The sequence below is a fragment of the Deltaproteobacteria bacterium genome (genome assembly GCA_005879535.1).
Classification (GTDB): domain Bacteria; phylum Myxococcota; class Myxococcia; order Myxococcales; family 40CM-4-68-19; genus 40CM-4-68-19.
This window is the reverse complement of the sequence record VBKI01000065.1, coordinates 7,501-21,724: the sequence shown is the minus strand read 5'-3', so window position 1 is coordinate 21,724 and position 14,224 is coordinate 7,501. Positions and strand designations below refer to the sequence as shown.

Annotated in this window: 12 protein-coding genes, 2 rRNA genes and 1 other RNA gene (1 of these 15 cut by a window edge); 11 read left to right on the top strand and 4 right to left on the bottom strand. The window is 65.2% G+C overall.

What is annotated here, in order from left to right:
• The first annotated feature begins 4 nt into the window (after positions 1-4).
• From E6J58_12525 to E6J58_12510, 4 genes are all read left to right on the top strand, one after another.
• Positions 5-784 (top strand): cell filamentation protein Fic, encoded by a 780-nt coding sequence (locus E6J58_12525; protein TMB36945.1) that lies wholly within the window; start codon positions 5-7, stop codon positions 782-784.
• Between the two features lie 75 nt (positions 785-859).
• Positions 860-1,735 (top strand): deoxyribonuclease IV, encoded by an 876-nt coding sequence (locus E6J58_12520; GenBank protein ID TMB36944.1) that lies wholly within the window; start codon positions 860-862, stop codon positions 1,733-1,735.
• Between the two features lie 16 nt (positions 1,736-1,751).
• Complete coding sequence (locus E6J58_12515) at positions 1,752-2,840, top strand: bifunctional oligoribonuclease/PAP phosphatase NrnA (GenBank protein TMB36943.1); 1,089 nt, start codon at positions 1,752-1,754, stop codon at positions 2,838-2,840.
• Positions 2,841-2,896: 56 nt separating this feature from the next.
• The gene (locus E6J58_12510) at positions 2,897-3,943 is read left to right on the top strand and encodes a cysteine desulfurase (GenBank protein ID TMB37061.1); all 1,047 of its coding nucleotides are present in this window, start codon (positions 2,897-2,899) and stop codon (positions 3,941-3,943) included.
• On the opposite strand, the gene E6J58_12505 is transcribed toward E6J58_12510, so the two are convergent.
• Entirely contained in the window at positions 3,933-4,790 is an 858-nt protein-coding gene (locus E6J58_12505; GenBank protein TMB37062.1) for a serine/threonine protein kinase, read from the bottom strand. The genes E6J58_12510 and E6J58_12505 overlap by 11 nt on opposite strands.
• A 208-nt stretch (positions 4,791-4,998) precedes the next feature.
• On the opposite strand from E6J58_12505, the gene ssrS reads away from it, so the two are divergent.
• The 7 genes from ssrS to E6J58_12470 all read left to right on the top strand — a co-directional run bounded on the left by ssrS (position 4,999) and on the right by E6J58_12470 (position 10,667).
• A non-coding RNA gene (gene ssrS, locus E6J58_12500) (6S RNA) lies at positions 4,999-5,200 on the top strand.
• 44 nt (positions 5,201-5,244) lie between these two features.
• Complete coding sequence (locus E6J58_12495; GenBank protein ID TMB36942.1) at positions 5,245-5,808, top strand: 5-formyltetrahydrofolate cyclo-ligase; 564 nt, start codon at positions 5,245-5,247, stop codon at positions 5,806-5,808.
• Positions 5,805-6,596, top strand: a complete 792-nt coding sequence (locus E6J58_12490; GenBank protein ID TMB36941.1) for a TIGR00282 family metallophosphoesterase — start codon at positions 5,805-5,807, stop codon at positions 6,594-6,596. The genes E6J58_12495 and E6J58_12490 overlap by 4 nt, the downstream gene beginning before the upstream one ends.
• Positions 6,593-7,834: a tyrosine--tRNA ligase gene (locus E6J58_12485; protein ID TMB36940.1), complete on the top strand. Its 1,242-nt coding sequence runs from the start codon at positions 6,593-6,595 to the stop codon at positions 7,832-7,834. The genes E6J58_12490 and E6J58_12485 overlap by 4 nt, the downstream gene beginning before the upstream one ends.
• Positions 7,831-8,604: an alpha/beta hydrolase gene (locus tag E6J58_12480; GenBank protein TMB36939.1), complete on the top strand. Its 774-nt coding sequence runs from the start codon at positions 7,831-7,833 to the stop codon at positions 8,602-8,604. Before E6J58_12485 ends, E6J58_12480 begins: the two co-directional genes overlap by 4 nt.
• A 33-nt stretch (positions 8,605-8,637) precedes the next feature.
• Positions 8,638-10,056, top strand: a complete 1,419-nt coding sequence (locus tag E6J58_12475; protein TMB36938.1) for an aspartate aminotransferase family protein — start codon at positions 8,638-8,640, stop codon at positions 10,054-10,056.
• 68 nt (positions 10,057-10,124) lie between these two features.
• Positions 10,125-10,667 (top strand): ester cyclase, encoded by a 543-nt coding sequence (locus E6J58_12470; GenBank protein ID TMB36937.1) that lies wholly within the window; start codon positions 10,125-10,127, stop codon positions 10,665-10,667.
• 47 nt (positions 10,668-10,714) lie between these two features.
• Here the strand turns inward: E6J58_12470 and E6J58_12465 are convergent, their stop codons facing one another.
• From E6J58_12465 to E6J58_12455, 3 genes are all read right to left on the bottom strand, one after another.
• Positions 10,715-11,029 (bottom strand): hypothetical protein, encoded by a 315-nt coding sequence (locus tag E6J58_12465; protein ID TMB36936.1) that lies wholly within the window; start codon positions 11,027-11,029, stop codon positions 10,715-10,717.
• 114 nt (positions 11,030-11,143) lie between these two features.
• A 5S ribosomal RNA gene (gene rrf / locus E6J58_12460) occupies positions 11,144-11,259 on the bottom strand.
• A gap of 106 nt (positions 11,260-11,365) precedes the next feature.
• Positions 11,366-14,224, bottom strand: a 23S ribosomal RNA gene (locus E6J58_12455) (it continues 418 nt past the right edge of the window).

Below are 14,224 nucleotides of genomic sequence, written 5' to 3'. Positions count from 1 at the left end.
CAGCATGAGCCGGACCCAGTACCTGGACCTCGATGACCGCACCGAGGACGTACGGGAGCTGATGCGGGAGCGCCCGCGGGAAACCCAAGACTTTCTCGAGAAGTACGAGCTGTCGTGGATCTACCATGAGTGCGCGCTCGAAGGCATGGTGTTGACCCATGCCGAGCTGCGCCAGGCGCTGGACCCGAACCCCGGAATGGTGGACTCGAGCATGGTCCATCCCTTCACCGAAGTCCGGAACCAGCTGAACGCCATCGAGTTCATCAAGCAGGAAGCCAAGGCGAAGCAGGTCAAGTACAGCCTTGCGCTCGTCAAGAAGCTGTACGAGGTGCTGTACGGCAACTTGCCGAATCGCACGCCGGTCCAGTTCCGACGCGACATGCCGCTCCACCGCACGTACTTCCACGACATCGTGCAGCCGGTGCAGATCCAGCCCGCGCTGGAGCAGCTCTTCCACTTCATGGAGAGCGAAGAGTTCCTCCGCATGCACCCGTTCAAGCAGGCCACGTACTCGCAACATCGCTTCATGGAGATCTTCCCCTTCTCCGATCTCTCCGGGAAGGTCGGGCGCATGATGATGAACCTGATCCTCATCCGCGCCGGCTACATGCCGCTCGTGATCCACAGCATGGACCGCGAGACGTACTACGACGCGCTCCGCCTGAACGCGAGCCAGTTCGGCCAGGTGATGATGGAGAGCATGGACAACGCGCTCGACAACGCGTTCAAGTTCTTCCTGCCGAAGTGGGACGAGACCTCCCGGCGTCGCGCTGCCAGCGAGTAGCCGCTACCGGACTCAAAGACAGGCTTTGCGGCTATGTCTTGAGGCTGTACAGCTCGCTGTTATAGACCCGCCGCCATGCGGCTCGGGGCGCACGAATCCACTTCAGGCGGCTTGCACGAAGCCTATCCCCGCGCGCTCGCCGACGGCGCCGAGGCCGTGCAGATCTTCACCAAGTCGAGCCGCATGTGGCGATCCAGGGAGATCACCCCGCAGGACGCCGGACTGGTGCGCGCAGCCGCCAAAGCAGCCGGATTCTTCCCCACTGTCCACTCCAGCTACCTGATCAATCTCGGCTGCGGCCCCGGCGATCTCCGCGAGAAGTCGATCGAAGCCTTCACGGATGAGCTGCGGCGCTGCGATCTGATCGGAGCGCCGTATTTGGTGGTCCATCCGGGATCGTGCGTCGATACCGGAGCCGGCCTGCGCGCGGTCGCCGACGCTCTCGATCGGACGTTCGCCGCGCACAAGGGCCGGTGCATCGTCCTACTCGAAACGGCCGCCGGTCAGGGCACCACGTTGGGGCGGACGTTCGAGGAGCTCAGGGAGATCCGCGACCGCGTCCGCAACCCGGAGCGCATCGCCATCTGCATGGACACGTGCCATGTGTTCGCTGCCGGATACGACCTGTCGACCAATCGCGGATACGACGAAACGTTCAAGCAATTCGACCACATGTTGGGCATCGGACTCCTCAAGGCGTTCCACCTCAACGACTCGATGAAGCCTCTCGGTTGCCGCGTCGACCGGCACGAGCACGTGTGCAAGGGTGAAATCGGGCCAGTCGCTTTCCGCCGCCTCGTGAATGACCCGCGATTTCGCGATGTTCCGGGCTTCCTCGAGATCCCGCCCGAAGGCAACCGGGCGTGCCTGCTGCGGCTCAAGCGCCTGAGGGAGGAGACTTCCCGACAGCCCCGCCGCTCCCGCGTTGCCACCCTCCCCCGCCGCAGCTAAGGTAGCCGCCACATCCATGGGCAATGCCCCCTCGCCGCGCGAAAGCGACCGGCCCCCAGATCTCGCTTCGTCCCAGTTCCTGATCCGCGACCGGTTGCGGAAGCTCCTCCAGGTCGCCAAGGGTCACGATCGTGCCCTGATCCTGACGCACGACAACCCGGACCCCGACGCCGTGGCGAGCGCCTGTGGGCTTGCCTACCTGCTCGCACACTCCGCGGGGGTGTCCACGACCACCGCCTACGGCGGGATCATCGGCCGCGCCGAGAACAAGGCGATGCTGAAAGTGCTGCACCTCGGCATCCAGCCCGTCTCCCGGATCGAGCATCAATCGCATGACCTGGTCTGCCTCGTCGACACGCAGCCCGAGGTCGGTAATTACTCGCTCGCTTCGTCGGAGCTGCCGCAGCTCGTCATCGACCACCACCCGGCGCGACCGGCGTCGCTGATGGCGGCGTTCCACGACGTGGGCGGGCCGGCGGGGGCGACCTCGACGATGGTCACGCAATATCTGCGGGCGGCGAAGCTGATTCCGAACCCGCATCTTGCGACGGCGCTCTTCTACGGGATCAAGAGCGACACTCGGGACCTCGGACGCGAGTACGAGCCGGCGGACATCGACTGCTACAACTGGCTCTTTCCCCTCATCGACAAACCTGCGCTGTCGCGCATCGAGCACCCGTCGGTGCCGGCCCGGTATTTCGCCGCCTATCACCTCGCCTACGAGCGCGCCCGCCTCCACGGCGGCGGGGAGGCCGTGGTCGTGGACATGGGTGAAGTCTACGTCCCCGAGATCGTTCCGGAAGTCGCCGAAAAGCTGGTCAGCCTCGAGGGGCTGCGCTGGTCGCTTGCAACCGGGTCATACAAGGGTGAGCTGTATCTTTCGCTCCGCCTGAACGACCGGCGCGTCAACGCGGGCAAGCTGGTGCGGGAAGTCTGCGCGCCGCTCGGCGGGAGCGCCGGTGGACACGGTGCGATGGCGGGGGCGCGCGTGCCGTTGCGCGGGCGATCGCCGGATCTGCTCGCGACCGACATCTTCGCGACGTTCCTGAAGGCGTTCCATCTGCGGCCAGGGCCGGGGATTCCGCTCGTACCGCTGGAGCCGTGAGCCCTTCGGCCATCTACCTGGACGCAAACGCGACCACCCCGCTGTCGCGGCAGGTGATGGCGGAGATGACGCCGGCGCTGGCCGACTTCTTCGCGAACCCTTCCTCGGTCCACAAACCCGGGCAGGACGCCCGCGCCCTCGTCGACACGGCCCGGGAGCGGTGCGCGCAAGCACTGGGATGCGCGCCGCGCGACGTCATCTTCACTTCGGGGGGAACCGAGGCCGACGCGCTCGCGATCCTCGGAACGCGACCGCACAAGGTCGTCACGACCGCAGTGGAGCACCCGGCGGTGCTCGGAGCGTGCGCGGGCGTGCCCGAATGCGTGCGCGTTCCTGTCTTCGGGTCCGGTGAGCTGGACCTCGATGCGCTGCGGCGCGCGCTCCCCGGCGCGTCGCTGTGCTCGGTGATGGCGGCGAACAACGAGACCGGCGTGATCTTCCCGATTCGCGAAATCGCGGCGATCTGCCGCGAGCATCGAGTGCCGCTGCACGTCGACGCCGTCCAGGCGGCCGGGAAGGTGGGGCTCGACTTCCCCTGGGACCTGATCAGCCTGTCGGCGCACAAGATCGGGGGCCCGAAGGGCGTCGGGCTTGTGGCTACGCGGACGAAAGTATTCGCGGTGCAGAGCGGCGGTCATCAGGAACGCGGCCGGCGCGCTGGAACGGAAAACGTGGCCGGCATCGTCGGGATGGGTGCGGCGCTTGCCCTGTCGAGCGCGCAGCAGCCGTCGGTTGCGCCCCGGCTGACCGCCCTGCGGGATCGCCTCGAGGCGACGGCGCGGGAGATTCCGGGTGCGCGCGTTGCCGGGGCGGGGGCGTCGCGAGTGTGCAACACGGCGAACGTGGCCTTCGAGGGTTGCGACGGCGAAACGCTGCTCGCCGCCCTCGACTTCGCGGGCATTGCGACGAGCACGGGGAGCGCATGCAGCTCCGGCTCGCTGGAGCCGTCGCCCGTGCTGCTGGCCATGGGGTATTCGCCGGCGCTCGCTCGCGGAGCCATCCGGTTTTCGCTCTGGAGCGGGAACACCGAGGAGGAGATCGATCGGGTTTGCGCCGTTCTGCCCGACATCGTGGCGCAGGCGAGAAGGAGTTTCAGCTCCTGAACAGCCCGCGTACGACCGAAGCGATCCCGAGCGCGCCCCCGGAGATTTCGTCGTGGAATGGCTCCAGCGCCTCGGCGAACTCCTGCGCGCTGGCGTAGCGCGAGGCCGGGTCGATCTGCAGTGCGCGGTGCACCACGTCGCCCAGCCCGGTCGGGATGTCGGGCCGCAGCGACTCCACCCCGGCAATCCGCCCCGCCCGCAACGCTTCCTGCATCTGGTCGTTGTCCGCGCCACGGATGGCGCGTTGGTTGGTCAGGGCTTCGTACAGGATGGTGGCGGCTCCCCAGAGATCTACCTGCGGCGAGAGCGGGCGCCGCTCGAGCTGCTCCGGCGCGAGATAGGCGAGCTTGCCCCACAGGGTGCCGGCCTGGTCTCCGTCGCCCAGCGAGCGCACCTTGGCAATGCCGAAGTCGCCCAGCTTGATCTCGCCGAGACGGGAGATGAACAGGTTCGAGGGCGAGACGTCGCAATGCACGATGTTGAGGTGCAGACCGGTGGGTCCGCGCGCTGCGTGCGCGTAGGCGAGCGCATCGAGCGTCGCCTTGGCGATGTGCACCGCGAAGTGCACCGGGAGGAAGATCCTCCGCTCCCGGCAGCGGGCAAGGATCAGCGCGAGGTCGCGGCCGTCCACGTACTCCATCGCCAGGTAGTAGACCTCGCCGACCACCCCCGCCTCGAACACCTCGACGATGTTCGGGTGCTTGAGCATCGCCGACACGTCGGCCTCGCCGCAGAACAGGTCCACCGCCTCGGGGTCGCTGGCGAGCCGCGGGGTGAGCCGCTTCAAGGCGACGAGCTGGTTCTTGCGCGGCCCCTCCACCGCGCGCGCCTTGTACACCTCCGCCATGCCGCCGCGGCCGAGGAGCTGGACGATCTCGTATTTGCCGAATCGCGGATTGTTCACGGGGACGCGGTGGCGGCCGGCACGGCGAGCAGGGGGGCGGCCATGTCGATCACTCTACGGGTGCTCCCGGGTGTGCGCAATGTTGCGTTGACACCGGCCGCAGGTCGCCCCAGACTTCTCTCAAGAGGAGGAATTGCGCAGGGCCTCGAAGCTTCCCCTGCCTGGATTGCGTGATGGATAGCTGACCTCGTGCCCGATAGCTGTATCCAGGGGTCCCGAGAATTCCGTGGTGTGCAAGCCCCCGCCGCGCCCCGCGCGGTCAACGGGGAAGCCTGAAGCGGGAAAACAGGGATCCCACCTGCCATAGCGCAGGGCACCATCGACGCTGCCCACACGGCCGAGGCGGGGGTTTTTTCTGGAGGAGCCGGCTTGCGCAAGCCGGCTCCCGCTTTTTTGCATGCCTTCTCTCGACGACCAGAAGCGGGAGCTGCGGGCGCGCGTGCGCGCGGGAATTCCCAAGCCGGGGTCGCCGGAATTCGTTGCCGCGTCGGTCAGTGCGCAAGAAAGGCTGCTGGCGAACGCGCTGCAGGGTCGAGCACGGATGGTGGCCCTCTACCGGGCCCTCCCCTCGGAGTGCGGGACGGCGTCGGTGGCGGCGGCGCTGCACGACGCTGGAGTGGAGGTCTGCTACCCGGCGGTCGTTCCCGGAGATCGTGCGCTGCAGTTCCGGCGCTCAGCGGGCGTATTCGTCGCAGGAGCGCTGGGCGTCGAGGAACCCACCGGTTCTCCTGTGGCGCTCGCCGGGATCGATCTCCTGGTCGTTCCGGCGATGGCGGTCGACGCGGCCGGCAGACGCCTTGGCCGTGGCAAGGGCCACTACGACGCCACGCTGTCGGCGTACAAGGGACGGAGCGTCGCACTGGTCTTCGATTCGCAGCTTGTGCCGGAGGTCCCGGTCGGCGAGCATGACCGCCGGGTTGGCGCGGTGTGCACGGAAGCGCGGTGGGTTTCCGTCCTATGAAGATCCTGTTCGTGGGCGACATCGTCGGGAAGCCGGGCCGGAACGCGGTGCGGGAGCTGTTGCCCAGACTTCGCGCGGACCATGGCCTCGACCTGTGCATCGGCAACTCGGAGAACTCGGCCGGCGGGGCCGGGATCACGCCGGAGAGCGCGGATGAGCTTCTGGGCGCGGGACTGGATCTGCTGACCAGCGGGAACCACACCTTCGCGAAGCGTGAGATCGCTCCCTACCTCGAACGCGCGGACTCCCGGCAGCTCCGGCCGGCGAACTATCCGGAAGGCGCGCCTGGACGGGGGCACGCGGTGCTCAGCGCGGCGTCGGGCGCGCGGCTCGGCGTGATCAATCTGGAAGGGCGCGTGTTCATGAAGCCGCTCGACTGCCCGTTCCGCACGGCGGATCGGCTGATCGCGTCCATGCGCGCGGAAGGCGTGCGCTGCGTGCTCGTCGACATGCACTGCGAGGCGACGAGCGAGAAGAACGCCATGGGGCACTACCTCGATGGCCGCGTCAGCGCCGTCCTCGGGTCGCATACCCACATCCAGACTGCCGACGAGCGCGTGCTGCGCGGAGGGACTGCCTACATCACCGACGTGGGCATGTGCGGTCCGTGGGACAGCGTGATTGGCCTTCGCAAGGAGACGGCGATCGAGCGGTTCCTCACGCAGAGGCACTCGCCCTTCGATCTCGCGCAAGGCGACGTGCATCTGCAGGGCGCCATCGTCGAAATCGACGACGCCAGCGGGCGGGCGCGCAACATCACCCGCGTGCAGCAGAGGCTTGCGCAATGAGCTCGGTGCTGCGCAAGGCGACGCCGGACGAGCAGCTCGCGGAGGTGACGCGCGGCGCGGTCGACGTGCACACCCGCGAAGATCTGATGAGGAAGCTGCGCGCCTCCTACGAGAAGGAGGTGCCGCTGCGGGTGAAGATGGGATTCGATCCCACCGCGCCCGATCTTCACCTCGGCCACACCGTCCCTCTGGAGCGGATGCGCCGATTCCAGGATCTCGGCCACACCGTCATCTTCCTGATCGGCGACTTCACCGGGATGATCGGCGATCCCACCGGCCGCAACTCGACGCGGCCGCCGCTGAGCGAGGAGCAGATCGCCGTGAACGCCGAGACGTACAAGAAGCAGGTGTTTCGCATCCTCGACCCGGCGCGGACCGAGGTGCGCTTCAACAGCGAATGGCTCACCGCGCTGGGCTCGGCGGGGCTGATCAAGCTCGCGGCCCGGTACACGCTGGCGCGCATGCTGGAGCGGGAAGATTTCAAGAAGCGCTGGGAGAACGAGATCCCCATCGCGCTCCACGAGCTGCTCTACCCGCTGGCGCAGGGCTACGATTCCGTCGCCCTGAAGGCGGACGTCGAGCTGGGCTCTTCCGACCAGCTCTTCAACCTCCTCGTCGGAAGGCAGCTGCAGAAGGAGTACGGCCAGGCGCCGCAGGTTTGCCTCACCGGGCCGCTCCTGGAGGGAATCGACGCGCGCGAGGTGGACGGGAAGATCGTCGGCGACAAGATGAGCAAGTCGACGGGCAACTACGTCGGCATCACCGAGCCGCCGCAGGAGCAGTACGGCAAGCTGATGAGCATCTCCGACGGGCTGATGTGGCGGTACTACGAGCTGCTCTCCCGGCGATCGCTGGCCGAGATCGAGGCGCTGCGTCGCGATCACCCGCGCAAGGCAAAGGCCGAGCTGGCGAAGGAGATCGTCGCGCGCTACCACGGCCCCGAGGCGGCGCGGGCCGCCGAGGAGCAGTTCGAGCTCGTCCACAAGCGCCGCGAGGTCCCCGAGGATGTCGAGCAGCGCAAAGTGTCGCGCGATGCCGGAGCGGACGCGGTCCCGCTGGCGAAGACGCTGGCGCAGCTTGGGCTCGCCGCGTCCGGGTCGGAGGCGCGCCGGCTGATCGCGCAGGGCGGAGTCAGCGTCGAGGGGGAACGGGTATCGGACCCGAACGCGAAGCTGTCCCCCGGCGTCTACCTATTGAAGGTCGGCAAGCGGAAGTTCACGCGAGTGACGGTGACTTGAAGCGGGGTCGGTGGGCGCTGCGATCGATTGCCGCGCTGGTACTCGCGTTCGCGGTCGTCGGAGGATGCACGCAGACGGCGATGATCTTTCCTGCGCCTCCGCGAGGCCGGGAACCGGCGTATCCGGACAACCTCGTGCGCACGCCGGGGGCGACGTTCCTCTATTTCGAGGGGAAGAGGGTCGTCGCCTACTTTCATGGAAACGGGGAGGACCTGGCCGATTCCGTCCCGATGATCTCGCTCTTGCGTTCCTTCGGCGTCGGCGTTCTAGCGGTGGAGTACCCTGGCTACGGCATCGCGGGCGGCCGGCCCTCGGAGGAAGGCGCTTATGCCGCGGCGGAGAGCGCGCTTTCCTGGTTGCGGACCGAGCGCGAGGTGGACGCCTCGCGCGTCGTTCTTCTCGGTCAGTCGCTGGGAAGCGGCGTCGCTTGCGAAATGGCGAAGCGCGGGCTGGGCGCGAGGGTCGTGCTCATCTCGCCATTCACGTCCGTCGCGGCGATGGCGAGGCGGGTCTTTCCGCTGTTACCATTTCCCGCCGTCTTCGTCCGCCACCGATTCGACACCCAGTCCAAGGCTGCGGGGATCGCGCTGCCGGTGCTGATCATTCACGGCACGGAGGACGAGGTGGTTCCCTTCGCCATGGGCGAGCAGCTTGCGCACGTCTTTCCCCGGGCGCAATTCGTCCCCGTCGCCGGTGGGCAACACAACGATCTGCTGTCGATGCATCCCGTCGCCCTGCGCGAGGCGCTGTCTCCGTTCCTGAAGTTCTGACGCGGGTTATGCTGGGCGGATCGAGGGACCGCCATGACGCCCGAGGAATTTCGCCGCCGCGGACATCAGATCGTCGACTTCATCGCCGATTATCGGACGCAAGTCGCGCAGCTTCCGGTGATGTCGCGGGCGGAACCGGGAGAAGTGGCGGCGCGGCTGCCCGTCTCGCCGCCGCAGGAGGCCGAGTCGTTCGACGGCGTCCTCCGCGATCTCGAGGAGATCCTCGTGCCCGGCCTCTCGCACTGGCAGCACCCGCGCTTCTTCGGGTACTTCCCCTCGAACGGAGAGCTGTCCTCGGTGCTTGGGGACTATCTGAGCACCGGGCTTGGAGTGCTCGGCCTGTCCTGGCAATCGAGCCCGGCGCTGAGCGAGCTGGAAGAAGTGGTCACCGACTGGCTGCGGCAGATGGTCGGACTTTCCGGAGCGTGGAAGGGCGTCATCCAGGATACCGCCTCCACCTCCACGCTGGTGGCTCTCATCTGTGCGCGCGAGCGCGCCACCCGGTACTCGCTCGCGGGAAAGGGCTTGCAGGACGAAGAGCGGCCGCTCGTCGTGTACGCTTCGGCGCAGGCCCACAGCTCGGTGGACAAGGCGGCTCTGCTGGGGGGTTTCGGCCGCGACAACGTGCGCCACATCGCCACCGACGCGGCCTCCGCCATGCGCGCGGACGCGCTCGCGGCGGCGGTCCGGGAAGATCTCGCGAGCGGCTTGCGGCCTTGCGCGGTGGTGGCCACGACCGGGACGACTACCAGCACCGCGCTCGATCCGGTGGACGCCATCGCGGAGGTGGCGCGCGAACACGGCCTCTGGCTGCATGTGGACGCAGCGATGGCGGGGTCGGCGATGATCCTGCCGGAGTGCCGCTGGATGTGGGAGGGGATCGAGGGCGCCGATTCCGTCGTGCTCAACCCGCACAAGTGGCTCGGTGCGGCGTTCGACTGCTCGGTGTACTTCGTGCGCGATCCCGAGCACCTGGTTCGAGTGATGAGCACGAACCCGAGCTATCTGCAGTCGGCGGTCGACAACCGGGTGCGCAATCTGCGCGATTGGGGAATCCCGCTGGGCCGCCGCTTCCGGGCGCTCAAGCTGTGGTGCCTGATTCGCGAGCAGGGCGTAGCGGGGCTGCAGGCGCGTCTGCGACGTGACCTGGAGAATGCGCGGTGGCTCGAGGGGCAGATCCGGGCGACGCCGGGCTGGAGGGTGCTCGCGCCGGTTCCACTGCAGACGCTGTGCGTGCGGCACGAGCCTTCCGGCATGTCCGGAGAGGATCTCGACCGCCACACGCAGGGTTGGGCGAACCGGATCAACCTCTCCGGCGCGGCGTACCTCACGCCGGCGATCCTCGACGGCCGCTGGATGGTGCGCGTCTCGGTTGGGGCGATTCCGACCGAGCGCGAGCACGTGGCGGCGCTCTGGGCGCAGATGCGCAACGAGGCGGAAGTCGCCGGGTAGAGGCGCCCGATGTGGGTCCGGTGGAATTCCAGCTTGCACAAGAGCAAACTGGCGACGAGGGAGCGCCCATGGACCCCTCTTCTTCAGCAGCTCGCCGGATACGGCAGGTCGAGGAACACATCCGATTCGAGAACGCGCACGATCTCGACGGTCTCATATCGACCTTCGGAACCAATGGGTTTTATGACGACGCGCCCTGGTCCGAGCGCCACGAAGGGCTCGACGGCGTCCGCAGCTATTACGAGACGATGCTGCGCGCGGCTCCGGACTTTCACATCGAGGTGAAGCATCGGCATGTCGCCGAGGATTGCATCGTGCTCGAGGTCGAGCTTACGGGTACGCATCTGGGCGCCTGGCGCGGATTGCCTGCGACCGGTCGGCGCTTCGATTTCCCGCTCTGCGCCGTGTACACCTTCGACGACCAGGATCGGCTCGCGGGCGAGAGGATCTATTACGACCGGACCACGGTCCTCCGGCAGCTCGGGATCGTCTCCGAGCCGACGAGCCTCAGGGGCCGGATCGGCGCGCTGGTTCTGCATCCCGTCAACGTCACGGCGGCGTTGCTTGGCGTCCGCCGGAAGAACGGTAGCCGCCCCGCGCCACCTGCCTGAGTGGCGTCGGAGCCCATGGTCGCGCTCGTCCGACGAGGGAGCCAAGCCTACTGTGGTGCACACAAGCCTGAGCAGTCGGCTCCGCCGGCTTTCGGATCGCAATCGTCACGGGGGTCGTCGACGCATGTCATCCCCTGTGGACAGCGCAGCCCGGCCATTCCTCCGCATTGCGGAGATGTGGCGACACAGAGTCCGGCGCAGAGCTCGCTACTTGCGTCGCACGCGTCCTTCGGATCGTCGACACAAACCATACTCGATGGGCACGGTGGACAGGCGAGACCGCGCTGCCCAGATCCTCCGCAGGCTAACAGCGCGACAGCGCAGGATGCGAAAAGCCTGATGGCGATTCCGCCTCGCGACATCGCTGATCCATGCACGTGAAACCGGTCCCGTCGCAACGGTCGCCGGACGAACCCGACAAAAGAGCGACGCCCCGCGGCGGGGCTCGAAGCACCGCGGCGAGGCGTCAGAAAAAATTCCGGCAGCGACCTACTCTCCCACACGGAAACCGTGCAGTACCATCGGCTCTGGAGGGCTTAACTGCCGTGTTCGGGATGGGAACGGGTGGAACCCCTCCGATAAAGCCACCGGAAAGCGGAAACCTTTGCATATGCGCAAGCGACGTGTCGTCGCGGCGGCACTGTGCCGCGCTCGACCCTGGTCTTCTGCAAATTCGGTAAAGCAGCTGGAAGAGAAGAACGACCAAGCCGCACGAGCGATTAGTATCGGTCAGCTCAACGCGTTGCCGCGCTTACACCTCCGACCTATCAACGTCGTCGTCTTCGACGGCTCTTCAGGGGGCTTACGCCCCGGGAGGCCTAGTCTTGAGGTCTGCTTCCCGCTTAGATGCTTTCAGCGGTTATCAGATCCGGACACTGCTACCCAGCGGTGCCACTGGCGTGACAACTGGTACACAGGCGGTCCGTCCAACCCGGTCCTCTCGTACTAAGGTCGGGACCCCTCAAGCCTCCTACGCCCACAGCAGATAGGGACCAAACTGTCTCACGACGTTTTGAACCCAGCTCGCGTACCGCTTTAATTGGCGAACAGCCAAACCCTTGGGACCTGCTCCAGCCCCAGGATGCGATGAGCCGACATCGAGGTGCCAAACCACGCCGTCGATGTGAACTCTTGGGCGTGATAAGCCTGTTATCCCCGGAGTACCTTTTATCCGTTGAGCGATGGCCCTTCCATACAGAACCACCGGATCACTATGACCTGGTTTCCCACCTGCTCGACCCGTCGGTCTCGCAGTCAAGCTCCCTTGTGCCATTGCACTCGTCGGCTGGTTTCCAATCAGCCTGAGGGAACCTTCGCGCGCCTCCGTTACATTTTGGGAGGCGACCGCCCCAGTCAAACTCCCCACCAGCCAGTGTCCCCGTCCCGGATCACGGGACCAGGTTAGACACCAAGACTCAACAGGGTGGTATTTCACCGTTGCCTCCACCTGAGCTAGCGCCCAGGCTTCAAAGGCTCCCACCTATCCTACACAATCAAGTCCTAGTGTCACTGGCAAGTTAGAGTAAAGGTTCACGGGGTCTTTCCGTCTTGCTGCGGGTAAACTGCATCTTCACAGCTATTTCAATTTCGCTGAGTCCCTGGCCGAGACAGTGCGGAAGTCGTTACGCCATTCGTGCAGGTCGGAACTTACCCGACAAGGAATTTCGCTACCTTAGGACCGTTCATCGTTGTTGCTCGACGATTTCTCGCCGGGCGCGGTCATTTCTGCCGCGCTCTGCATGTTGCCATGCAGATCGGACTGTATCATCCGTTCCGCATCCGGAACGGTCTGGCGTGCAGTCTCTGAGGATTTCTCGAACTTGAAGCATGTTCGAGACCTTTCCTGCTGATTGCCCGTCCGCGGGAGATTTTCACTGCCGCCTTCTTCGGCGCCAACTACGCGCCCAGCGACGAGTACTCTCGCTTCAACCGGGTGTTCCAGCATATAGCCAGATTTTACAACTACAGTGGTCCATGTCTATAGTTACGGCCGCCGTTTACCGGGGCTTCGGCTCATCGCTTCGGGGGTTTAACCCCCCTGACGAATCCCCTTAACCTTCCGGCACCGGGCAGGCGTCAGACCCTATACTTCCTCTTTCGAGTTAGCAGAGTCCTGTGTTTTTGGTAAACAGTCGCTACCGCCGTTTCTCTGCGACCGTGTAAGGCTCCGGGAGCAAGTCCCTTCACCAAACGCGGCCCACCTTCTTCCGAAGTTACGGTGGAAATTTGCCGAGTTCCTTGGCCAGAGTTCTCTCAAGCGCCTGAGGATTTTCTCCTCGCCCACCTGAGTCGGTTTGCGGTACGGGCACCACATGGCTCCACTGAATGCGGGGATTTTCTTGGAAGCTGAGCGTCGGTTGCTTCAGGCCATACGGCCACGACGTCGGGTCTCGGCCTTGTGCCCCCAAGTTGCACTTTCCTCGGGGGCAGCCTACGCCCTTGAACCTCCATGTCCGTCAGGAGGCCAACCTAGCTTTCTCCGTCCCCCCGGCTTCGACGCCATGAGGTGGTACAGGAATATTAACCTGTTCTCCATCGCCTACGCCTTTCGGCCTCGGCTTAGGGCCCGACTAACCCCGGGCGGATTAACCTCCCCCGGGAAACCTTGGGCTTACGGCGAACGGGTTTCTCACCCGTTTTAACGCTACTCATATCGGCATCAGCTCTCGCAGAACCTCCACCACTCCTTCCGGTATGGCTTCGACGGCGCTGCGATGCTCCCCTACCACTGCTCCACCTCCGAAGAGGTCGAGCAATCCGAAGCTTCGGTACGATGCTTGAGCCCCGTTTCATTTTCGGCGCGGCCTGGCTTGACTAGTGAGCTATTACGCTTTCTTCAAAGGATGGCTGCTTCTAAGCCAACCTCCTAGTTGTCTGAGCCCTGCCACATCCTTTCCCACTTAGCATCGACTTTGGGACCTTGGCTGTCGGTCTGGGGTGTATCCCTCTCGCGCGCGGATGTTATCACCCGTGCACTGCCTCCGAGGGTAACTGTTTGCGGTATTCGGAGTTTGGTACGGTTTGGTAATCTGGTAGGACCCCTAGCCGTTCCAGTGCTCTACCTCCGCAACAGAGTTTCCTCAGGCGATACCTAAATATCTTTCGGGGAGAACCAGCTATCACCAGGTTTGATTGGCCTTTCACCCCTATCCACAGCTCATCTCAGGAGTTTTCAACCTCCATTTAGTTCGGCCCTCCACGTAGTTTTACCCACGCTTCAGCCTGGCCATGGATAGATCACCTGGCTTCGGGTTATAATGCACGCGACTCGTCGCCCTGTTCAGACTCGCTTTCGCTGCGGCTCCGCCTTCACGGCTTAACCTCGCCACGTACATTAAGTCGCCGATTCATGATGCAAAAGGTACGGAATCAGGCATTCCCTTGCGGGCATAGCCCTCTCCCTGCTTGTAGGCACACGATTTCAGGTTCTTTGGACTCCCCTCACCGGGGTTCTTTTCACCTTTCCCTCGCGGTACTGGTTCACTATCGGTCGACAGGGAGTATTCAGGCTTACGGGATGGTCCCCGCAGATTCAGGCAGGATTGCACGTGTCCCGC